This window comes from Arthrobacter sp. NyZ413 (genome assembly GCF_049390645.1).
GTDB lineage: Bacteria > Actinomycetota > Actinomycetes > Actinomycetales > Micrococcaceae > Arthrobacter.
Map to the genome: position 1 here is coordinate 310,435 of NZ_CP155434.1, position 21,530 is coordinate 331,964.

The 21,530-nt window shown below is 63.5% G+C and carries 20 protein-coding genes; 16 read left to right on the forward strand and 4 right to left on the reverse strand.

Features of this window, described 5'->3' with window-relative positions; translation table 11 throughout:
* The first annotated feature begins 208 nt into the window (after positions 1-208).
* The 10 genes from ABCW42_RS01510 (at position 209) to ABCW42_RS01555 (ending at position 10,590) form a co-directional block, all read left to right on the forward strand.
* Positions 209-901, forward strand: a complete 693-nt coding sequence (locus ABCW42_RS01510) for an IclR family transcriptional regulator (protein ID WP_423183211.1) — start codon at positions 209-211, stop codon at positions 899-901.
* A gap of 275 nt (positions 902-1,176) precedes the next feature.
* Complete coding sequence (locus ABCW42_RS01515) at positions 1,177-1,797, forward strand: hypothetical protein (RefSeq protein ID WP_423183212.1); 621 nt, start codon at positions 1,177-1,179, stop codon at positions 1,795-1,797.
* On the forward strand, positions 1,794-2,846 hold the full coding sequence (locus ABCW42_RS01520; protein ID WP_423183213.1) for a peptidoglycan-binding domain-containing protein: 1,053 nt from the start codon (positions 1,794-1,796) through the stop codon (positions 2,844-2,846). The genes ABCW42_RS01515 and ABCW42_RS01520 overlap by 4 nt, the downstream gene beginning before the upstream one ends.
* A complete protein-coding gene (locus tag ABCW42_RS01525; protein WP_423183214.1) occupies positions 2,837-3,442 on the forward strand; it encodes an ATP-binding cassette domain-containing protein in 606 nt (201 codons plus the stop codon). Before ABCW42_RS01520 ends, ABCW42_RS01525 begins: the two co-directional genes overlap by 10 nt.
* A complete protein-coding gene (locus tag ABCW42_RS01530; RefSeq protein ID WP_423183215.1) occupies positions 3,439-4,530 on the forward strand; it encodes a hypothetical protein in 1,092 nt (363 codons plus the stop codon). The genes ABCW42_RS01525 and ABCW42_RS01530 overlap by 4 nt, the downstream gene beginning before the upstream one ends.
* 98 nt (positions 4,531-4,628) lie before the next feature.
* Entirely contained in the window at positions 4,629-6,059 is a 1,431-nt protein-coding gene (locus ABCW42_RS01535; protein ID WP_423184770.1) for a cryptochrome/photolyase family protein, read from the forward strand.
* Positions 6,060-6,266: 207 nt separating this feature from the next.
* Complete coding sequence (locus ABCW42_RS01540) at positions 6,267-7,766, forward strand: CoA-acylating methylmalonate-semialdehyde dehydrogenase (protein WP_423183216.1); 1,500 nt, start codon at positions 6,267-6,269, stop codon at positions 7,764-7,766.
* Positions 7,766-8,842 (forward strand): enoyl-CoA hydratase/isomerase family protein, encoded by a 1,077-nt coding sequence (locus tag ABCW42_RS01545; RefSeq protein ID WP_423183217.1) that lies wholly within the window; start codon positions 7,766-7,768, stop codon positions 8,840-8,842. Before ABCW42_RS01540 ends, ABCW42_RS01545 begins: the two co-directional genes overlap by 1 nt.
* Positions 8,835-9,758 carry a 3-hydroxyisobutyrate dehydrogenase gene (gene mmsB, locus ABCW42_RS01550; RefSeq protein ID WP_423183218.1) on the forward strand — a complete coding sequence of 308 codons (924 nt, stop codon included), beginning with the start codon at positions 8,835-8,837 and terminating at the stop codon, positions 9,756-9,758. The genes ABCW42_RS01545 and mmsB overlap by 8 nt, the downstream gene beginning before the upstream one ends.
* Before the next feature lie 52 nt (positions 9,759-9,810).
* Entirely contained in the window at positions 9,811-10,590 is a 780-nt protein-coding gene (locus ABCW42_RS01555; protein ID WP_423183219.1) for an enoyl-CoA hydratase, read from the forward strand.
* 127 nt (positions 10,591-10,717) lie between these two features.
* On the opposite strand, the gene ABCW42_RS01560 is transcribed toward ABCW42_RS01555, so the two are convergent.
* From ABCW42_RS01560 to ABCW42_RS01575, 4 genes are all read right to left on the reverse strand, one after another.
* On the reverse strand, positions 10,718-11,224 hold the full coding sequence (locus ABCW42_RS01560; protein ID WP_423184771.1) for a MarR family winged helix-turn-helix transcriptional regulator: 507 nt from the start codon (positions 11,222-11,224) through the stop codon (positions 10,718-10,720).
* 28 nt (positions 11,225-11,252) lie between these two features.
* Complete coding sequence (locus tag ABCW42_RS01565; protein ID WP_423183220.1) at positions 11,253-12,989, reverse strand: AMP-binding protein; 1,737 nt, start codon at positions 12,987-12,989, stop codon at positions 11,253-11,255.
* Positions 12,990-13,161: 172 nt separating this feature from the next.
* On the reverse strand, positions 13,162-13,983 hold the full coding sequence (nadE, locus tag ABCW42_RS01570; RefSeq protein ID WP_423183221.1) for an ammonia-dependent NAD(+) synthetase: 822 nt from the start codon (positions 13,981-13,983) through the stop codon (positions 13,162-13,164).
* Between the two features lie 42 nt (positions 13,984-14,025).
* Positions 14,026-15,048 carry a LacI family DNA-binding transcriptional regulator gene (locus ABCW42_RS01575; protein WP_423184772.1) on the reverse strand — a complete coding sequence of 341 codons (1,023 nt, stop codon included), beginning with the start codon at positions 15,046-15,048 and terminating at the stop codon, positions 14,026-14,028.
* Positions 15,049-15,231: 183 nt separating this feature from the next.
* Between ABCW42_RS01575 and ABCW42_RS01580 the strand changes: the two genes are divergently transcribed.
* From ABCW42_RS01580 to ABCW42_RS01605, 6 genes are read left to right on the forward strand one after another with little or no spacing between them, the layout of a single operon-like run.
* Entirely contained in the window at positions 15,232-16,584 is a 1,353-nt protein-coding gene (locus ABCW42_RS01580; protein ID WP_423183222.1) for an ABC transporter substrate-binding protein, read from the forward strand.
* Between the two features lie 12 nt (positions 16,585-16,596).
* Positions 16,597-17,589, forward strand: a complete 993-nt coding sequence (locus tag ABCW42_RS01585) for a carbohydrate ABC transporter permease (protein ID WP_423183223.1) — start codon at positions 16,597-16,599, stop codon at positions 17,587-17,589.
* Positions 17,586-18,506 (forward strand): carbohydrate ABC transporter permease, encoded by a 921-nt coding sequence (locus ABCW42_RS01590; protein ID WP_423183224.1) that lies wholly within the window; start codon positions 17,586-17,588, stop codon positions 18,504-18,506. The genes ABCW42_RS01585 and ABCW42_RS01590 overlap by 4 nt, the downstream gene beginning before the upstream one ends.
* 3 nt (positions 18,507-18,509) lie before the next feature.
* Complete coding sequence (locus ABCW42_RS01595) at positions 18,510-19,355, forward strand: sugar phosphate isomerase/epimerase family protein (protein ID WP_423183225.1); 846 nt, start codon at positions 18,510-18,512, stop codon at positions 19,353-19,355.
* Positions 19,352-20,533, forward strand: a complete 1,182-nt coding sequence (locus tag ABCW42_RS01600) for a Gfo/Idh/MocA family protein (RefSeq protein ID WP_423183226.1) — start codon at positions 19,352-19,354, stop codon at positions 20,531-20,533. The genes ABCW42_RS01595 and ABCW42_RS01600 overlap by 4 nt, the downstream gene beginning before the upstream one ends.
* Positions 20,534-20,538: 5 nt before the next feature.
* Positions 20,539-21,441 (forward strand): sugar phosphate isomerase/epimerase family protein, encoded by a 903-nt coding sequence (locus ABCW42_RS01605; RefSeq protein WP_423184773.1) that lies wholly within the window; start codon positions 20,539-20,541, stop codon positions 21,439-21,441.
* The last annotated feature ends 89 nt before the right edge of the window (positions 21,442-21,530 follow it).

The following is a 21,530-nucleotide window of genomic DNA, read 5'->3' on the forward strand; positions in this document are numbered from 1 at the left end:
ATGGCCTGATTCTTGTTTTTACTGGCCGACGGCACAGTGTGGACGGTAGAGTTGGAGTTGTCCATATTGTGGAGGAATTTTCAGGAGTATCATCTTGGCGGCTCGGCAGGTTCAAGGCACGCCCGTCCAAAGTTCCCCCGTCCAGGGCGCGCAGGTCGTTGGTCGCGTAGCCGTGCTTTTGCGCCTCGTGGGGCGCAAGCCAGAGGGCATGTCCATCGCGGGGCTGGTCCGCGAGTCGGGATTGACGCGTCCCACCGTCTACCGCCTGCTTGCGTCCCTGGCCGCCGAAGGCCTCCTCGACCATGACCACAAGTCCGGAAACTGGATCCTTGGCCCGGAGATGTTCCTACTCGGTTCTGTGGCCGCGGCCCGGTTCCCCTTCGAAGACCTTGCCCGGCCAAGCCTGCGCCGCTTGGCCGAGGAAACCGGCGAGAGTGCCTTTTACTCGATTCGACGCGGCAATGAGACGGTTTGCGTGCTGCGAGAGGAAGGGAGTTTTCCGGTCCGCTCCTTTGTGTTGCACGAAGGGGTGAGGTTTCCGCTCGGAGTTGCTTCGGCCGGGACGGCGATGATGGCGTTCCTGCCGGAAGATGAACAGGACGCCATTTTGTCCGGGTGGGAGCACCATGCGGGGGATTTCGCCACGGGCCACACCCTGGAGATTGTCCGGGGCAACCTGGAAAGGACCAGGCTGACCGGCTATTCGGTGAATCCCGGGTTGGTCCTTGAAGGCAGTTGGGGCATGGCGGCTGCCGTTTTCGATGCCCTGGGCAGGCCTGTCGGCGCATTGTCCCTGACCGGCATCGAACCAAGGTTCCGCCCCGAAAGGCAAGAATTCCTCGGCAAGCTGCTCATGGAAGAAGCCCACAAGATCAGCTCCGCCCGCCCCGACCCCACCTGAGTTTGTGTACACCTAACACCCCTTAAGATTCGCTTTAAGGGTTGTTAGGTGTACACAAACTCGCCTCCATGCAGGGGTCGGTAATGTGATTTGGTTCACTTTATTTCCAGCTTTGGTCCGGGTCGACTAGGTTCTCCCTACCGGACAACAGAGTCCGGGATTGAAAAGTTGGGGGACTTGAAATGAATCAGAACATTTCTTCGCGTGCGGTCAAAAAGCAGCGGATGAACTACGCCAACATCACCTCCTACGGGTGGGCTCGGGTGTAATTGAGCGTGCCCAGAAAAAGCCATCTGCGCCTGGTTGCTCTGTTCCTGGCTGCGGTTGCATTGTCGACTGCCGGTTGTTCGAGCGGGGATAAGGGTGTTCAGGCGGTCGGCCCAGGCCCGCAAAACGTGGACGTTCCAACGTTCAGCGGGCCATGGGCCGACTACTTCCGTTCGGCCCATTCGACGGCCGCAACCGACCTGCAGAGGACTATTTTGTCGGATGGAAAAATTACCGACCAAGAGAACCAGGAAGTAAGGAACGCATTCGTTTCCTGTATGGCGGCTTTCGATATCGACGTTGAACTTCAGGATCATGATTCCTTCAAATCCACTACCGCGGCCGGGATGACCGATGCGAAATACGATGAACTCAGCAAGGACTGCCGGGACCGAACGTCTGGCCAGATTTCAGGCCTATATTTCCAGATCAATAGAAATCCCGAAAACAGGGACGAGTTCGCCATTATGGCCGAGTGTCTTTCGCGAAAGGGTTTGGTTGAACGAAGCTACTCCGCGAAAGACTACGCGGCCGCGTTCGAACAACAGAATTTCCCTTTCGATGTTAATGATCCGAGGTCCCGCGCCTGCAGCCTGGATCCGCTCAGCCGTGAAGGGGCCATACCGTGAAGCTGTGGAGGTTTGACTTCGCGAATTGGACGTCGTTAAGAGGCATCGCGGTGGCGGCCATTCTCGCGAGCGCACTGGCGTTCGTCCTGGGACTCGCCATGGCTCCGGCCGGGGCGCCGTCATCGCTTGAGCGACAGGTTCAAGCATCAACCGCTCCGGTCGCTGCGACTGACTTTAAGGATCCACGGACTGTGCAAGTCGTGGCCGAGCAGTCCGGACCGCGGAGTCTGATCGCGGGGCTCAGCGGAACCATCACCTCGTCAGCCTGTACCCAAAGCGGTCTGATCCGTTCGGGCACGTCCACTTTTGCAATTGACGGGGAACCACTAATCAACCTCGCGACGAAGACGCCATTGTGGCGCGACTTGCGCCTCGGCGACTCCGGCGACGACGTTCGCGCGCTGCAGGCTGAGCTCAATCAGCTTGGATATGTTGCTGGAACAGCGGCAACGGTCACTGCCGAGATGTTCGAGGCACATGCTGCTCTGGCTGCTTCGCTCGGCGCGAAACCGGATCGCTCCGTCATCGAGAGAAGCAAGTACACCTGGCTCCCTGACCGGGAGCAGTCCGTGCTCAAGTGCGCTGTATCGGTGGGATCCGTCGTGAACCAGGGCCAGGGCATAGCGGAACTTCCGCCACAGGTTGCCGGGGCAAGAATCACCAATCTTCCGCAAACCCTGGCCCCGGGCGAACGCACCCTGCTGATCGACGCCTCGAACTTCCCGACCACGGAGGACGGCAGGATCTCGGATGTGGTTCTCCTCAACAAGATGGCAAGTACGCCCAGTTTCGCTGCATCACAGGGCTCTGAACGGCCGGGAGTTTTCACCGCACGCTACGAACTTGCACAACCCGTCAGGGTTCTTGGAGTTCCGCCCGGAGCCATCTTCAGCATCAGTGCGACCGGTGGCTGCATATTGTCCAGCATGGAGATCCATCGGGTGACAATTCTCGGTTCCCAGCTTGGCATCACGTATGTTTCCGGTAATGCCCTCGATGCCGTCCGGGAAGTAGATCTCAAACCGGCACAAAACCAACCGTGCGTGTAAGTCTTGTACGGGTCGGCTGTGGCTTCGATGCGCTGCCACCCCTGTTCGAGGATCTCAACTACGATTTTCGTCCCGGCGACAAATACGCGCTTACCGGTCCGTCAGGGTCCGGCAAAAGTACCTTATTGAGCATCATCGCGGGCTGGATGGACCCCACATCGGGGAGGGTCGTCCGTGATGGCATTAACCGGATTTCGTGGGTGTTCCAGAATCCCCATGGAGTTGGTCCACGCTCGGCTTTGGATCACGTAGCACTGCCGCTCCTCGCACAAGGGCTTCGGAGGAATGATGCTGAAGCCAAGGCGTTGGCACTGATGGATTCCGTCGATCTGGGGTCGATCGCAAACCGCCCTTTTCGCCAGCTTTCCGGCGGCGAAGCCCAACGTTTGATGCTCGCCCGAGCCATCGCCGCGGATCCGCAACTGCTTCTGGTCGATGAACCTACCGCGCAGTTGGACCGCCATACCGGGGAATCCGTGAATTCGGCGCTTGAAGCGATCTCTGCCCGTGGCACGATCATTATCGTTGCTACTCACGACCCCGCAACCCGCGACGCCTGCACCCACGTCCTTGACCTGGGGAAACACCGAAAATGAATATCGCGGAGGTTTTCAGTGAGGCGTGGAGGAACATCACGTCAGGAGCATCGCGTGCCGTCTGGTTCGCGTTGGCCTTGGCCATCCCGGCCTCGGGAATTGGGCTTTCAGACATCATTGCCACCCAATCGCTCATTTCAGCGGCGAACTCCTACAAGGAATCGGGAGCGGACGTCACCACCCTGGTCGCTGCCGGGGCGATTGACGGCGAGAATTGTGAACGGTTGTCCGAACTGCCGGGAGTTGCGGCCGCCGGCGCCCTTCGGGCGGCTCCGGATACCCTGCTTCTTGCATTGCCGGGATCTCCTGTGGCAACGAAGGAAATCACTGATGGATTGCCATCCGTTCTTGGCGCGCAGTTTCGTGGCGAGGGTGGAATGGTTGTTTCCGATGAACTTGCCAAGGAGCTGAACGTGGGTCCCCTTGCCGTGGACCGGAATCAAGGGATCGCGACAGCACACGGGACGGCCAAGGTTGACGGGACTTACGACTATCCCGCAGATGGCCGTCGCGCCGGCTTTGCATATGGCCTCCTTTCGCCGGTCCCTGCGGGCGGAGGCGCTTTTGACGAATGCTGGGTCCGCTCTTGGCCGCCGTCCCCCGAAATGCGGATGCTCATTCGATTGTCGCTGATTCCGGGAGCAGGTGAGCCAAACGCCGACCCACCCGTAGTCAGCCAGCTGAATACGCGAAAGGGGACGGAATTTGATGGCGCTGCCAGGTTTGAACAGCGCGTGACGCGGTTTGGCGCAATGGCGGCACTCGCCGTCGGAATGGTTTTGGGTTATTTTTCCGTGCGTTCCAGGCGTCTGGAGCTTGCCTCCGCTAAGCACAGCGGGGTCACGGCAGGTACTCAGGGGTTGCAGATCGGCATTGAACATGGGGTAGTGGCACTCGTGGCGTCGGTCTTCGCGATGCCAATGATCGTCTATGCCGCAAGGTTTGCCGGTTTGCCGGATTTGCCCGTCATGGTGGTTCTGGGGACGAAGCCTGTGCTTGTCGCCGCTCCGGCGTTCCTTATCGGCGCAATAGCCGGAGCTGCAACGATTCGTGAGAATCAACTCTTCCGCTATTTCAACAACAGGTGACCCAACCGGCTTCCGAAGGCCTGAGTTTGTGTACACCTAACACCCCTTAAGATTCGCTTTAAGGGGTGTGATGTGTGCACAAACTCGGGGGGGGAATGGTGAAGCCGTCGATTGCGTGGTTCCGGGACGATCTCCGCGTCGCCGACAATCCGGCCTTGCGGGCGGCGGTCGACGACGGCGGGGCGGTTGCGCTCTATGTCCTTGACGAAGAATCGCCGGGGATCAGGCCGCTTGGGGGAGCCTCCCGCTGGTGGCTGCACCATTCTTTGCTGGCCCTTCGCGAAGACCTCGCCTCCTTGGGCATTCCGCTCCTTTTGCGCCGTGGCCCGGCCGACGCCGTCGTCCGCGAAACCACGACGGCGCTTGGCGCGGGCGGCCTCTACTGGAACCGGCGGTACGGCGAAGCGGAGCGAACGCTCGACGCCGGCATCAAGGCTTGGGCGAGCGGGTCCGGTGTGCACGCGAAGAGTTTCCAGGCCTCGTTGCTGCATGAACCGTGGGACGTGACAACCAAGCAGGGCGGCCCATTCAAAGTGTTCACGCCCTTCTGGCGCACTGTGTCCGCAAGGGACTTCCGTGATCCCTGGGACACCCCGGAGGGCGGCCGGGGATTCTCCGGACGGCTCCCGGACCAGGAAGAGTTGGCCGGTTGGGGATTGCTTCCCCGGTCGCCGGATTGGTCGGCGGGCCTGGCCGAGGCTTGGCAACCGGGTCCGGTCCAGGCCCACGAATTGCTTGAGGATTTCGTGGAGCAAGGCTTGGCCGACTATTCCGTGAACCGTGACCGCCCGGATTTGCCCGGCAGCAGCAGGCTTTCCCCTTTCCTGCGCTGGGGCCAACTCAGTCCGTTCGAAGTGTGGCACGCCCAGCAACGCCGACGCCGGGAACTCGGCGATGGAAATGCCGTCTTTGCCACCGAACTCGGGTGGCGCGAATTCTGCTGGCACCAGTATTTCCACCACCCGGACTTGGCAACAGCCAACCTGAGGCCCGGCTTCGACCACTACCCTTGGGCGTGGCCGGAGCTGGACGACCCAAGCAAGAAGGGCCCAGGCAAGAACGGCCCAGGCAAGAATGGCCCAGAAAAGAGCCGCCACACATCTCCCGAGGCCTCCCTCCTCCGTGCCTGGCAGGAAGGCAAAACAGGTTTCCCTTTGGTGGACGCAGGGCAGCGGCAATTGTGGCGCACGGGATGGATGCACAACCGGGTTCGCATGGTGTCGGCGAGCCTGCTGGTGAAGAACCTCGGCATCCATTGGCAACTTGGCGAGCAGTGGTTCTGGGACACCCTGGTGGATGCCGATGCAGCGTCCAACCCTGCGAACTGGCAGTGGGTGGCAGGTTCGGGGGCTGATGCGTCGCCGTTCTTCAGGATCTTCAACCCGGAAACCCAAGCGAAGAAATTCGACCCCCAAGGCAAGTATGTAGCCGAGTGGATTCCCGAAATCGCCACGCCGGACTACCCCGAGCCTGTGGTGGACCTGAAGACCTCCCGTCAGGAAGCGCTGGACGCCTATGGGTCGCTCTGAGGCCCGCCGCGCGCCGGAACAGGCGCGCACAACCTGAGTTCCGACGTCGGGCGCGCCCGCTGTTGCCAGCGACCAAGCCGCCGGCGGACCCCTAGAAACTAGTAGGAAGTCCGAGTATATTCGGGTTCAAGATGTCCCCGGGGCGCAGTTGGACATGTGCTTCCGAGGCTGATGGCGGGCATTCACACATATGCAAAGGAGCATTCCATGGTGCGCGAACTCTCCCATTACATTGACGGCCAAAGGGTCGATGGCACCTCAGGACGCTTCAGCGACGTCTACGATCCCTGCACCGGCGAGGTCCAGTCGAAGCTTCCGTTGGCCAGCGCGGACGAAGTCCGTAACGCGATCTCCAACGCGGAGAAAGGCCAGCTTGAATGGGCTGCCATGAATCCGCAGCGCCGTGCCCGAATCCTCTTGAAGTTTGTGGACCTGGTCAACGAGAACATGGACGAACTCGCCACGCTCCTCTCCTCGGAACACGGCAAGACCTTCCTCGACTCCAAAGGCGATATCCAGCGCGGCATCGAAGTGGTGGAATTCTCCGCCGGGGCGCCGCACTTGCTCAAGGGCGAGTTCTCGGACAGCGCCGGCCAAGGGATCGACGTTCATTCGCTCCGCCAGCCCCTGGGCGTCGTCGCCGGCATCACGCCTTTCAACTTCCCGGCAATGATCCCGCTCTGGAAATCCGGTCCCGCGCTCGCCGCCGGCAACGCCTTCATCCTCAAACCCTCGGAGCGTGATCCGTCGGTGCCGCTGCGGCTCGCGGAACTTTTCACCGAGGCCGGGATGCCGAACGGCGTCTTCAACGTCATCAACGGCGACAAGGAAGCCGTGGACACCCTCCTCGAGGACCGGCGCGTGAAGGCGATCGGATTCGTTGGGTCGACGCCGATCGCCCAGTACATTTACGCAACCGCAGCGGCCCACGGCAAGCGTGCGCAATGCTTCGGCGGCGCCAAGAACCACATGGTGATCATGCCCGACGCCGATCTCGACATGGCCGCCGACGCCCTGATCGGCGCTGGCTACGGCTCCGCGGGCGAACGCTGCATGGCCATCTCGGTAGCGGTGCCGGTTGGTCAGGAGACGGCTGACCAACTCGTCGCCAAACTGGGCGAGCGGATCAAGGACCTGAAGGTCGGGCCAAGCATGGCCGAGGACTCGGACTTCGGCCCAGTGGTGGCAGCCTCCGCGAAAGAACGGATCGAACGGTACATCCAGGCTGGGGTCGACGCCGGCGCAACCTTGGTCACCGATGGCCGCGGCATCACCGTGGACGGCTACGAAGGCGGCTTCTGGGTTGGTCCCACCCTCTTCGACAACGTCACGAAGGACATGTCCATCTATAAGGACGAGATCTTTGGCCCGGTCCTGAGCGTCCTCCGAGCGGCTGACTACGAGGAAGCGCTGCGGCTCTGTTCGGAGCACGAATTCGGCAACGGCGTCGCGATCTTCACGCGCGACGGCGACTCCGCCCGCGACTTCGCCAGCCGGGTGGAGGTGGGCATGGTGGGCGTCAACGTCCCCATTCCCGTGCCGATCGCCTACTACACCTTCGGCGGCTGGAAGGCCTCCGGCTTCGGCGACCTCAACCAGCACGGCGCGGACGCCTTCCGCTTCTACACCAAGACCAAGACGGTCACCACCCGTTGGCCCTCCGGCATCCGCCAGGGCGCCAGCTTCGTGATGCCGGCCGGTAGCTGATGGGCGGCCTTCCCCCAGAAGAGCTTGCGTCCGACGACGTCCTGTTCGAGAAACGCGGCAACCTGGGCGTCATCACCCTGAACCGGCCCCGCGCCGTCAACGCGCTCAACACGGGAATGGTGCTCGCCATGCTGGAGCGGCTCACCGCGTGGGCGGATGACGACGGCGTGCAAACGGTCCTGGTCCACGGCGCCGGTGAGCGCGGATTGTGCGCCGGCGGGGACATCGTGGCGATCTACGATGACATGCTGCGCCACGGCGGCGAGACCGCGGACTTCTGGGCGGCGGAGTACCGCTTGAACTCGCTCATCGCCCGCTATCCGAAGCCATACGTGGCTTTCATGGATGGACTCGTCCTCGGTGGCGGAGTCGGGATTTCCGCCCACGGCTCGGTCCGCGTGGTCACAGAGCGCACCCGGACCGGCATGCCGGAAACCACCATCGGTTTCGTGCCCGACGTCGGCGGGACACTCCTGCTCTCCCGCTCGCCGGGCGAAACCGGTACCCACGCGGCGCTCACGGGTGCTCACTTGACCGGCGCCGACGCGCTGTTCCTCGGGCTCGCGGACCACTTCGTGCCGTCCGAAAACCTCCCGGCGCTCGCGGAAGCGCTGGAAAGCTCGACGGCGGCAGACGCCGTCGGACGCTTTGCGCAAGAATCGCCTGCCTCGCCACTGGCCGCTCAACGGGACTGGATCGATGCCGCCTACGCGTCGGACGATGCCGAGGAGATCGTCGCGAGGTTGCGTGCGGGCGGTGACGAGGCCGCCGCAGCCGCGGACACGATCGAGTCCAAATCGCCCACCGCGGTGAAGGTCACCCTCGAATCGCTGCGGCGCGTGCGAGGGCTGACCCTTGACGAGGCCTTGGAACAGGAATACCGCGTGGGGGTGCGGTGCCTGACGGGAGCCGATTTCCGGGAGGGAATCCGTGCCCAAGTGGTGGACAAGGACCGCAACCCGCAGTGGAAGCCCCCTTCGCTCGCGGAAGTGACACCGGCCGACGTCGGGCGCTTTTTTGAGCCGCTCGGCGACCGTGAACTCAAACTTCACTCAAAGGAGTCCGACCATGTCTGAAAACGCAGCTTCCGGCACTATCGCTTTCCTCGGGGTCGGCCACATGGGTGGCCCGATGGCCGTGAACCTCGTCAAAGCCGGGCACCAGGTGCTCGCGTACGATCCCGTGCCGTCAGCGCTTGAGGCAGCCCGCGGACAAGGCGTTCCCACCGTGGAGAGCGCGGAGGAAGCCGTGGCCGGGGCGTCGGTGGTCCTGACCATGCTCCCCAGCGGGAAGCACGTCCTCGATGCGTACCGCGGCGTGGACGGGGCTCCGGGGCTGCTCGCTGTGGCCGGGCCTGACACGCTGTTCCTGGACTGCTCGACCATCAACGTGGACGAAGCCCGCGAAGCCGCGGCCATCGCGCTTGAGGCGGGGCACCGTTCCGTGGACGCGCCTGTTTCCGGGGGCGTCGTGGGCGCCGAAGCAGGAACCCTGACGTTCATGGTTGGCGCCCTGCCGGAGGACTTCGAAACGGTGAAACCGATCCTGGAACTCATGGGTAGGCGGATTGTGCACTGCGGCGACCACGGCGCGGGACAAGCGGCGAAGGTCTGCAACAACATGATCCTCGGTGTGTCCATGATTGCAGTCAGCGAGGCCTTCGTGCTGGGGGAGAAGCTTGGATTGACGCACCAGGCCTTGTTCGACGTCGCTTCCAACGCCTCCGGGCAATGCTGGGCCCTGACCACCAATTGCCCCGTCCCCGGTCCAGTCCCCGGAAGCCCCGCCAATCGCGACTACCAGCCGGGATTTGCCGGTGCCCTCATGGCGAAGGACCTTCGGCTCGCCGTCAACGCCCTCGAGAGCACCGGCGTCGACGGGCAAATGGGGCACCTGGCCTCGAAGATCTACGACGCGTTCGCGGCCGAAGGTGGCGCGGCACGTGACTTCTCCGGCATCATTACCGAGATCCGCGACAGGTCCACTACGTAGCCTTGGTCTCGAGGCCATCAACAATCTACGGCACGAACAAAAGGGGCACGGTTTGGCGCAGCAATACGAAAACATCCTGGTGGAACTCCGGGGCAGGGTTGGTTTGGTGACCCTCAACCGGCCAAAAGCGCTCAACGCATTGAACAAGACCACCATGGATGAGCTCGTGGCGGCGGTGACCGGCATGGATGCCGACCCTGGGGTTGGGGCCGTAGTGATTACCGGCTCGGAAAAGGCCTTCGCGGCAGGGGCGGACATCAAGGAAATGGCTTCCAAGGGATACATGGAGATGTATGCCGCCGACTGGTTCCGTGGCTGGGAAAACCTGACCCGCCTCCGTATCCCGGTGATTGCGGCCGTCTCCGGTTTCGCTTTGGGCGGTGGCTGCGAACTGGCGATGATGTGCGATTTCATCATTGCCGGGGACAACGCCAAGTTCGGCCAGCCCGAGATCAACTTGGGGGTCATCCCGGGGATGGGCGGCTCGCAGCGGCTGGCGAAGGCCGTGGGCAAGGCCAAAGCGATGGACATGATCCTCACCGGGAGGTTCATGGACGCCGACGAAGCCGAACGCGCAGGGCTGGTGTCCCGGGTGGTTCCCGCCGCTGACGTGGTGGAGGAAGCGCTCAAGGCCGCCGAAGTCATTGCCTCGAAGTCCAAGCCGGCGGCCATGCTGGCGAAGGAAGCCGTCAACGCGGCCTTCGAATCCGGTTTGTCGCAAGGGGTCCTGTTTGAGCGGCGGATTTTCCACTCACTGTTTGCCACGCAGGACCAGAAGGAAGGCATGGCGGCCTTCACCGAGAAGCGGCAACCGGAGTTCAAGCACCGCTGATCTTGCATCGACTGCTGCGTAACGGTCGATTTCCGGGTCCAAAACGACCGTTACGGGAGCCCACGCCGGTGGGCCCCGGCCTGAGCTTGCGAAGGCAGGGCGCCGGTGGGTAGCAATGGATGGGGGCCTAGTCCGTGAAATCTCCGGCGGCCTTGCGGAAGTCGCCCAGCACGCGGATGAGGTGCTCGACGTCTTCGTCCCCGAAGCCGGACTGGCCGAACACCTCATTGTTGAGGGCCGTCGTCGCGCGCTTTGCGAGGGTGCGGCCCTCGGACGTGAGCTCGATCAGGGTGGTCCGCCCGTCCGTGGGGTGCGGTGAGCGGACTACGAGGGCGGCTTTTTCGAGGCGGTCGACGGCGTTGGTCACCGACGTCGGGTGCACCTGGAGCAGCGCGCTTGCCTTGTTCATTGGCAGCGCCCCGCTCCGGGCGAAGCTCAGCAATGCCAGGAGTTCATAGCGCGCGAACGTGAGGCCAAACGGCTTCAGCACGCCTTCGATGCGGGCAAGCAGGATCTGCTGGGTGCGCATGATCGCGGTGATGGCCGCCATGGGCGCGGCAACTTCGCCCCAGCCGTGGCGTTCCCAGTTCCGCTGGGCGTCGGCGATGGGGTCTCTGGGGAGCGGGCTGCCCACGGTACCTCCTGACATTGTGGTTGGCTGCCTATTCTCTCAGGCTCGGGAAGTCGGATTCGGAGTATTCGACGCCGGTGCCTTCCGGATTCAGGCCGCTGCCGTGCCGCAGTTCCTCGCTCGCGCGGAGTTCGACGCGGCGGATCTTGCCGGAAATGGTCTTGGGCAACTCGGCGAATTCGAGCCGGCGGATGCGCTTGAACGGCGCAAGGTTGTTCCGGCAATAACGCAATATGTCCTCCGCGAGCTCCGGCGAGGGGACATGTCCGCTCGCGAGCACGACGAATGCCTTGGGTACCGAGAGCTTGACGGGATCCGGAGAAGGCACGACGGCGGCCTCGGCCACAGCGGGGTGCTCGATCAGGACGCTTTCGAGCTCGAAGGGGGACAAACGGTAGTCGGAGGATTTGAAGACATCGTCGCCACGGCCCACATAGGTAATGACCCCGTTCTCGTCCCTGCTGGCCATGTCGCCCGTGTGGTAGTAGCCGTCCCGGAACGCGTCAGCCGTCTTCGCGGGATCGCCGTAGTAGGCCTTCATGAGCCCCACGGGCCGGGGGTCCAAGCGCAAGCACAGTTCGCCGTCGTCGGTTTCTTCCCCGGTGGCGGGGTCCACGAGGACGACGTCGTAACCGGGAAGCGGCCGACCCATCGAGCCGGTCTTGACCTGCTGACCCGCAGTGTTGGCAACCTGGACCGTCGTCTCGGTCTGGCCGAAACCGTCGCGGATAGTCTGGCCCCACGCCCGCTCCACTTGCCCGATGACCTCGGCATTGAGCGGTTCGCCCGCCGAGACCACCTTGGTGGGCGGAGTCTTGAGCAGCGTGAGGTCCGCTTGGATGAGCATGCGCCACACTGTGGGCGGCGCGCAGAAACTCGTGACGCCTTCGCGGTCCATCTGCTCCATGAGGGCCTTGGCGTCGAAGCGATCGTAGTTATAGACGAACACGCACGCTTCGGCGATCCATGGCGCGAAGACATTGGACCATGCATGCTTGGCCCAGCCGGGGGAGGCTACGTTGAGGTGGACATCTCCGGGTTCCAAGCCGATCCAGTACATCGTGGACAAGTGCCCCACGGGATAGGAGGTGTGCGTGTGCTCCACCAGCTTCGCCCGCGAGGTGGTGCCCGAGGTGAAGTAGAGGAGCATCGTCTCATCGCCAAGCGTGGGAGCGTCGGGGACGAACCCGGTTTCCGCCGTACCCGATTCGGCGTAGTCGAGTGCGCTGCCGGCAGCGTCTGTGCCGGCGGCCAGGGCCGCGTCACCGATTTCGATCAGGGTGTAGTCGCCCGGCACATCTGCGAACTTGCCGATGTTCGCGCTTCCGACGGCGGCCCAGCGGGCTCCGCCGCGTTCCACGCGATCAGTAATGTCCCGCGGCCCCATGAGCGTGGTGGTGGGAATCAGGACAAGGCCCAGCTTGATCCCGGCGAGCATGATTTCCCAAAGTTCCACCTGGTTGCCGAGCATGATGATCATGCGGTCGCCCCGCTCAACGCCCTTGCCGCGGAGCCAGTTGGCCACTTGCGACGAACGGTCCGAGAGGTCCTTGAAACTGCGGCGCGTCGAGCTGCCGTCCTGCTCGACGATCACCAGTGCGGGGTTATTGGCCTTGGCGGGGTCGGCCGCGATTTGGTCGAACCAGTCGATGGCGAAGTTGAATTCGCTGAAGCGGGGCCATTGGAACCCCTTGTGCGCCGCGGAATAGCGGCTGCGCAGTTCAAGGAGCCGGTCGCGGGCTGCACGGAAGTCGTTGGTGACTGTCATTGTCTGCCTTTCGCCCTGCATGGATCGGACCAGCGTCACGTTGATCGGGGCGGACCGGCGAACGCTGCGTTGTGATCCGCCTCACCTGAAATATACTAGGACATCCAAGCGTTCGGAAGGGGTGCAGGGCAGCGGCGAGGTGCTGACGCTTGAGGCCCTGTAGAGGCGGGGACTACTTCCACCAGGTGTCGAAAATGGTGACCGGGACGGTGCGCTTGTGGCGGGTGCGCAGGTATTTGTCCTCGATGGTCGCCGCGGCGCCCTCGGCAACGTCCTTGCCCTCAAGGTAATCGTCGATCTGGTCGTAGGTGATGCCCAGTTCGTCTTCGTCCGTGCGGCCGGGTGAGCCGTCCAGGAGGTCGGCCGTGGGGACCTTTTCCCAGATCCGGTCCGGCGCGCCAAGCTCTGCGAGGAGGGCGCGGTTCTGCCGCTTGTTGAGGCCGAAGAGTGGGAGGATGTCCGCGCCGCCGTCGCCGAACTTGGTGAAGAAGCCGGTGACGGACTCCGCCCCGTGGTCGGTTCCGATGACGAGGTAGTTGTACTCGCCGGCAAGCGCGTACTGGGCAAGCATCCGGGACCGCGCCTTGGTGTTGCCCTTGTGGAAGTCCGAAATGCCGGCGCCGGTGGTCTTTTCGAATTCGTCCTCGAAGCCGTCCACTGCCCGGGAGATGTTGAAGGTCCACTCGGTCTTGGCCTGGATGAAGTCAAGGGCCGCCTGTGCGTCGTCCTCATCGTGCTGGGCGCCGTAGGGTAGCCGGACCGCCACGAAGTTCGCCTCGACGCCTTCGGCGTCGAGTTCCTCGACCGCAAGTTGCGCGAGCCGTCCGGCGAGGGAGGAATCCAAACCGCCGGAAATGCCGAGGACGAAGCCCTTGGTCCGCGTCGCCTTGAGGTAGTCCTTGAGGAACGCGACCCGTTTGCGGATCTCCTCGGCGGGGTCGATCCGGGGCTGGACGCCCATTTCCGCAATGATTTCAGCCTGAAGTGTGCGCATGTCCCCAACACTAATGAGGAGTGCTCGGATCCCTCAACTATGTCAGAGCTCAGGGGCAGCTCCGGTCGACCCGCGGACGGTGAGGTGGGTGGGCATGACGGCGAGCCTCCGGTTCGTCCCGCCGTACTGCGGATTCAGCCGCGACAAGAGCATGGAAACCGCTACGCGACCGGCCTGTTCTATGGGGGACGCCATGGTGGTGAGGGGCGGATTGCAGAAGTCGGCGCCGAAAATGTCATCGCAACCAACAATGGACATGTCCTCCGGAACACGGATACCGCGTTCGCGCAGCCTTTGGAGCATGCCGATGGCGAGGAGGTCGTTGAAGACGAGGCACGCCGTCGCTCCAGTGTGCACTGCGGCGTCGGCGGCGGCCGCGCCCGACGTCGTCTTGGGCGTGAACGGGCCCACGCTGAAGGTGGTGAGGCTGCGTTCCTGGGCCTCGTCCTGGAACGTCTTCCACCGCTTCGCATTGGACCAGGAGGTTGTGGGGCCGCCGACGAAGCAAATCCTCGAGTGCCCCAGCGACACGAGGTGTTCCAGCGCTTGGACAATGGCCGACGGCGTGTCGATCACCACGGTGGGGGCGTTGGCCGAGGCCCGGTTGATGGTGACCATGGGCTGCTGGGTAGCGGCTTCGGCGAGCTGGGCGTCGGTCAGGCGGGACGCGGCCAGGATGAAGCCATCGGCCGAGCGGCGCATCTTCTGTAACGCGTCGGCTTCCATGTCCGCGGATTCTTCGGTGTCCACCAGCAATTGGGTGTAGCCGGCCGCCTTTAGTTGGTGTTGCGCGCCGCGGATGATGTCGAAGTAGAAGGGGTTGGTGATGTCCGGGACCAGGACAGCTACAGTCTGGGTGCGTCCGGAGCTCAGCCCGCGGGCTTGCGAGCTGGGGATGTAGTTCAACTGCGCCGCGGCTTGTTCGATGCGCTCGCGCGTCACATGGTTCACCCTCCCCGGATTGCTGAGGGCTCGCGAAACCGTGGATGTTGCCACGCCGGCGAGGTCGGCGACGTCGCGGATTGTGGGCTGCTTGCCCGGGGTTTGGAGCTGGAGTTCTGCCATCGTCTGGATGTTCCTCATCTGCCGCAGCCGCTCAACGATGAGTGACTTGTCCCACAATTGCAGCATCGATGACAATTTTTGGCAATCGCTTGTCATCTTTGTTGCGCCCTGCCTAGACTCAGAGAAATCGCCCGATGTGACGCGCACCACGCTGCTGTTCCCGGGCATCCAGGGAGGAAAACAATGAAGTTTGCATCGTCCGCCAAATTGGCCGCCGTTGTTGTCTCAGCGGCACTGGCTTTGACCGCCTGCGGGGGTAGCGGCAGTTCCGGCAGCAGCTCCGGAGCCGTCGACGGGAAAGGCAAGAAACTGAGCGTCCTGACCGGCGTCAACACCCAGTACTCGGCCCAGCAGAAGCAGTGGTTCACGGACATCGCGGCCAAGTTCAAGGCGCAGACCGGCGCGGACATCGAGTTCGAAACGTTCGCCTCCGCAAATGACGAGCTGACCCGGATCCAGACTTCAGTGGTTTCCGGCCAAGGCCCCGACGTCTACAGCCTCGGCACCACCTTCACCCCCACCGCCTACGCGACCAAGGCCTTTGTCACCTTGTCCGACGACGACTGGAACAAGGTGGGCGGCAAGGACCGGTTCAACCAGGCGGCCCTCGGCATTTCGGGACCCGACGCCCAGCACCAGGCCGGCATTCCCTTCGTCAGCCGTCCGTTCGTCATGGCCTACAACAAGGACCTGCTCGCCGCGGCCGGCATCGACAAGCCCGCCACCACGTGGGATGAGCTCGAGGCCCAGGCCAAGAAGATGACAAACCCGGCGACGGGCACCTTCGGGCTCGCCACCGGATACAAGGACAACTACGATCCCTGGAAGTTCATCTGGGCAATGTCCGTCCAAGCCGGCAACCCGCTCGTGGACGGCAAGACGCTCAAGCTCGACGATCCCACCGTCAAGAAGGCCTACGAAACCTACTTCGGCTGGCTCACCAAGGACAAGGTAGTGGACCCGGCGTCGGTCGGCTGGAGCAACAGCAACGCCGTTGCTGCGTTCGCCTCGGGCAAGGCCGGCTACTTGATGATGACAACGTCCAGCTCGCTCCCGACCCTCGATAAGTCCGCGGTTGCCGGCAAGTACGCTTACGCCACCATGCCGACGGCGGCCCCCGGCGATTCGTCTCCCAAGGGCGACGCAGCGAACGCGGCCAGCATCCTGTCCGGTGACAACGTGGTTGTTGCCGACTACTCGAAGCAAAAGGACCTGGCCTTCGCCTACATCAACCTCATCACTTCCAAGGATGAGCAATTGAACTTCCAGAAGATCTTCGGCGACTTGCCGGCCAATGCCGACGCGTTGAAGTCCTTGGCGAACCCGACGCTCCAACCGGTTGCCGATACCGCTGCCAAGTCCAAGGCAACCCCGTTCACCGGCGCCTGGGGCGATATCCAGCTGGCCCTCATGAACGTCACCGTCCAATCCATCCCCGATCTCGCCAAGGGTTCCGTGGACGATTCCGCCCTGGCAACAAGGCTCAAGGACGCCCAGTCCAAGGGCCAGGCATCTCTCGACCGGGCGTCGAAGTAGGCAGGAACGGACATGTCCACCGATTCCCTGACTGCGGGCAAGCCCACGCGCCGCAAGTCCAGCCACTCCGCCACACCGGAGCCGCAGGTTCCTGACGCACCGCCACGCCGCAAGGGGCTGAGCGAACGCAACCGGCCGTTGTGGATGCTCATTCCAGGCGGACTGTTGATGGTGATCATCATCGTCCTGCCCATGCTGCTCGGCATCTACATGTCGTCGCTGGACCTGGACCAGTACTCGCTTCGCCAGTGGGTCAGCGCACCGTTCATCGGAGTGCAGAACTTCGTGGAGGCATTGACCGGATCGCCCCTGCTCCACGCGATCTGGCTGAGCGTCAGCTATTCGCTGATCGCCATGGTGGTGACCATCCCGCTCGGGATCGCCGCCGCGGTCGCAACCCAGAACGCTTTCAAGGGCCGTGCGCTGGTCCGCTCGATCTTCCTGGTCCCCTACGTCCTGCCGTCGTTCGTGGTGGCGACGGTGTGGCGGACGATGTTCCAGCCCGGCAGCGTGATCGATTCGGGGCTCCACTCGGTGGGCATCAACGCCGGACTTTGGCTCAACGGTCCGCAATCGTATTGGACCCTCATCCTGGTCCAGATCTGGGCATCGTGGCCGTTCGTCTACCTGCTGGCGTTGTCCGGGCTGCAATCGGTGGACCACGAAGTGCATGAAGCCTCCGCGCTGGACGGTGCCTTGTGGTGGAACAAGCTCCGCTACGTCGTTTTCCCGTACCTCAAAGGCCCGCTGTCCTTGGCGTTCCTGATCGGGATGCTGCACCACATCAACAACTTCACCCTGCCCTTCGTGCTGTTCGGTGTCCCGGCCCCGTCCGACGTCGAACTGTTGCCGACCCTCACCTACGTCACGAGCTTCCAGAGCTTCCGGTTCGGACTCAGCGCGGCCATGGCGTTCATCTCGCTCATCCTGATCGCCATTCCCTTGTTCATCTACTTGCGGGCCGTCAAGCTCGACGACGCCGAAACCCCAGGAGGCAAGAAGTGAGCACCGCAACTACCGCCGTCGGGACCGCACCGCAAGAAGGCATCCGCCCGGGCTCCCGCCGCCAGCACGAAGTCACGCGGCTCTTGCCGGGACCTTTGCTCGCCATCATCCTGACCGTGCTGTGTGCCCTTGTGCTCATCCCGGTGGCCTACATCTTCCTGGCATCCCTCAACTCGGACATCGGGGTGGCCCGGGGCGAGTTCTTCCCCTCCACATTCTCGTTCGAGAACTACAGCAAGATCTGGAGCAGCGTCGGATTGGCGACGGGCCTCACCAACAGTGTCCTGGTGGCAGGATCAACCGCCATTGTGTCGGCGTTGATGTCGATCGCCACGGCGTACGTCCTGGTCCGCTACCAGTTCCGAGGCCGGCTTACCATCCTTCGAGGCTTGTTGGCGCTGCAGTCGGTTCCCGGGACGCTCATGGTCCTTCCGGTCTTCGTCCTGTTTTCCTCGGCCGCCAGCTACCTTGGCATCCAAGTGATCGGAACGCAGTGGGGCCTGTTCGTGACCTACCTGACGTTCGCGATGCCGTTCTCCACCTGGGTCATGGTCACCTACTTGCGCGGTTTGCCCCGCGAACTCGAGGAAGCCGCAAGGATCGACGGCGCCAGCAACCTGGGCGTGCTGGTGCGGATCATCCTCCCACTGAGCTGGCCCGGCGTGGTCGTATCCGGTATCTTCGCGTTCCTGCTCGGCTGGAACGACGTCTTGTTCGCCTCGGTGATGACCCGCCCCGAAAGCCAGACGGCCGCCGTCGCGCTCCAGATCTTCGGCGCATCGCAAGAAGGCGGGGCCATTCCCTTCTACGGCCAGATGATGGCAGCATCCCTTGTGTGTGCTGCGCCCGTGGTCATTTTGTACCTGATATTCCAGCGTTACCTAGTGGGCGGCTTGACCGCCGGAGGAGTCAAATAGCACATGAGTACCCCAGCCGTTGAATGGGAGCTTTCGGGCTTCGGCGACGAGATCGACGACGACCCGCGGATCCAGATTGCCGTGATGCAGGCGCTGGGCGCCCGGCACATCGAAGTCCGCAGTGCATGGGGCGTCAACATCGTGGACCTGGACGAGGCGCAGCTCAGCGAGTTCAAGGGTCTGCTGGACGCCGCAGGCATGAAGGTGTCCGCGATCGCTTCGCCGATCGGGAAAGTGGACGTGTCCCTCCCGGTGGACCACGAGGTGGGCCGCCTCCGCCGGGCCGTCAACGCCGCGAAAGTCCTCGGATCCCGCTACATCCGGATCTTCTCCTTCTATTACGGGGCGGACGTCTCCGTGGAGAGCATCCGCGACGCCGTCATAGAGCGCATGCGTGCCCTTGCCGCGGTCGCCGAGGAGTCCGGCGTCGTCCTCCTGCACGAAAACGAGAAGGACATCTTCGGCGACGTTCCCGAGCGCGTCCTGGACATCATCGAATCCGTTGGCTCCCCGGCGCTGAAGGTCGCTTGGGACGCCGCGAACTTCGTCCAGGTGGGCGTCAAGCCCTTCGAAGAGGGCTACAAAATGCTCCGCCCGCACCTTGAATACCTGCAGGTCAAGGATGCGCTGTTCTCCAACGGCCACGTCATGCCCGCCGGAGAAGGGGACGGCGACGTCCTACGGACCGTGGAAGCACTCAAGGCCGACGGATACACAGGATTCGCCAGTTTGGAACCGCACCTGGCCGGCGCCCATGGCCTGGGCGGCTTTTCCGGCCCGACGGCGTTCGGCATCGCCGCGCGCGCATTCGCCAAAGTCCTCGACGAAGCAGGAGTACGGACAGTATGAACAACATTCGAGTAGCCATCACCGGTTGCGGAGTCATCGGCCGCACCCACGCGGCAGCGCTCCAGGAATTCCCGGAGGCCAGCATCGTCGCCCTCGTCGACGCCGTGCCGGAAGCCGCTGAAAAGCTCGCGGCGTTCATCGCCGAAACCGGGCGGCGGCGCCCAGCCATCTACGTGACCATTCCCGAAGCGTTCGCCGCCCAGGAAATCGACCTCGTCGCGCTCGCCACGCCCAGCGGATTGCACATCCAGCACGCCCTCGAAGTCCTTTCGGCCGGCAAGCACGTCATCATCGAAAAACCGCTCGACGTGGACTTGAGCCGCGCCCAGGAAATCGAGGCAGCCGCGAACGAAGCGGCGAGGAACGGCGTGGTTGCTTCCGTGATCAGCCAGCACCGCTTCGACCAGTCCAGCGTGGCGGTCGCGGACGCCGTGGCCAAGGGCCGTTTCGGCAGGGTCAGCTCGGCCATCGCCTCCGTGGCGTGGTGGCGCAGCCAGGGCTACTACGACTCCGGGGACTGGCGCGGAACCTGGGCAATGGACGGCGGCGGCGCCCTGATGAACCAAGGCGTCCACACAGTGGACCTGCTCTTGTGGTTCATGGGACGTCCCGTCGAAATCACGGCCCACACCGCCCTCCTGGCACACGAACGGATCGAAGTGGAGGACACGGCCGTTGCCACGGTGACGTTCGAAAACGGCGGACTCGCCGTGCTCCACGCCACCACCGCCGCCTACCCCGGCCTGACCGTCCGCCTCCAGTTGATGGGTTCGAAGGGCTCGGCCGTCATCGACAACGACCTCCTCCAGTACTTCCACGCCGCCGACGCCAGCAGCGAAGAATCCGCCATGGGACTTCAAGGCGGCGGAAACCAAGCCGAAGAGGAACTCGCCAAGTACCCTGCGGAGAACTACGAAGCCAAGGACCCCACCGTCTACCCGGCCGGCCATGTCCGCCAATACCGGGACATCCTCGGTGCCATCGCCGAAGGGCGGCAGGCCCGGGTCACGGTCAGCGACGCCGTCAACGCCCTCGCCACGGTCCGCGCGGTCTACGCCTCGGCCACCTTGCGCCAACCCGTGTTGTTCGACGACGTCATTGCGGGCAAGTACAACGATCTCGAAGTCAGGACAGGAAGCCCCGTCACCACGGGCAACCCGGCAAAAGAAAGCGTGTGAAATCCATGAAGTTTTCCGTCTTTACCGCCTCCACGCCCGACTGGTCTCCCGAGGAGGCGGCCACGAAGCTCGCCGCCCAAGGATGGGACGGCATCGAATGGCGCGTCACCGACCAAGCGGAAACAGCGGAACCCGGCTTCTGGGCGGGAAACCGCGCCACGTGGCCCATGACCGGTTTGGAGCAATCGATCCCGGAAATCGCCAGGATCACGGCAGAGTCAGGGCTCGGGTTTTCGGGCCTTGGCGGGTACGCGCGCTGTGACAACCACGACGACGTCGAACGCGTCCTCGCCGCGACCGCTGCCTTGGGTGCCAAACAAGTGCGGGTCAACGTGCTGCCGCTCGGGAACTCCACCATGGGTGGCGGCGAACCGAGCGGCTTGTCCTACCCCGAGCTCTTCAAAGCAACGCGTGAGCACTACGAGTGGGTCGCCGGCCGGGCGGCACACCACGGCGTGAAAGCCCTCGTGGAACTCCACCACGGAACAGTAACCGCCTCGGCTTCGTCTGCCCGCCGATTGCTCGAAGGACTCGACCCGCAGCACGTCGGCGTCATCCACGACCTTGGCAACCTGCTCATCGAAGGTTGGGAATCGCCGCTGCCCGCCCTTCAGCTGCTTGGCCCGTACTTGGCACATGTCCACGTGAAAAACACCCGCTGGGTGCGCACGGAGTCGAGGGACGAATCCGGTGCGGCCGTGTGGGCCAACGAATGGGCGCCCTTGACGGAAGGACAAGGAAGCGTCCTCGCGTACTTCCGGGCGCTGGCCGACGTCGGCTACGACTCGTGGGTGACGGCGGAAGACTTCTCCACCGAGGTCCCGTTGGAGGAACGGACCGCGTCCAACCTCGCCTACTTGCGCAACGCCGCAGCTCTCGCCGGCTTCGCTGTCACCGCGCCTGCCTAAGACCGGCGCGACTTCGCGTTCCCGCGTAGGCGACCGCCGCCGTCGGGCACTTCCGAAAGATGCAGCCACCCGCCCACAAGGCGGGTGGC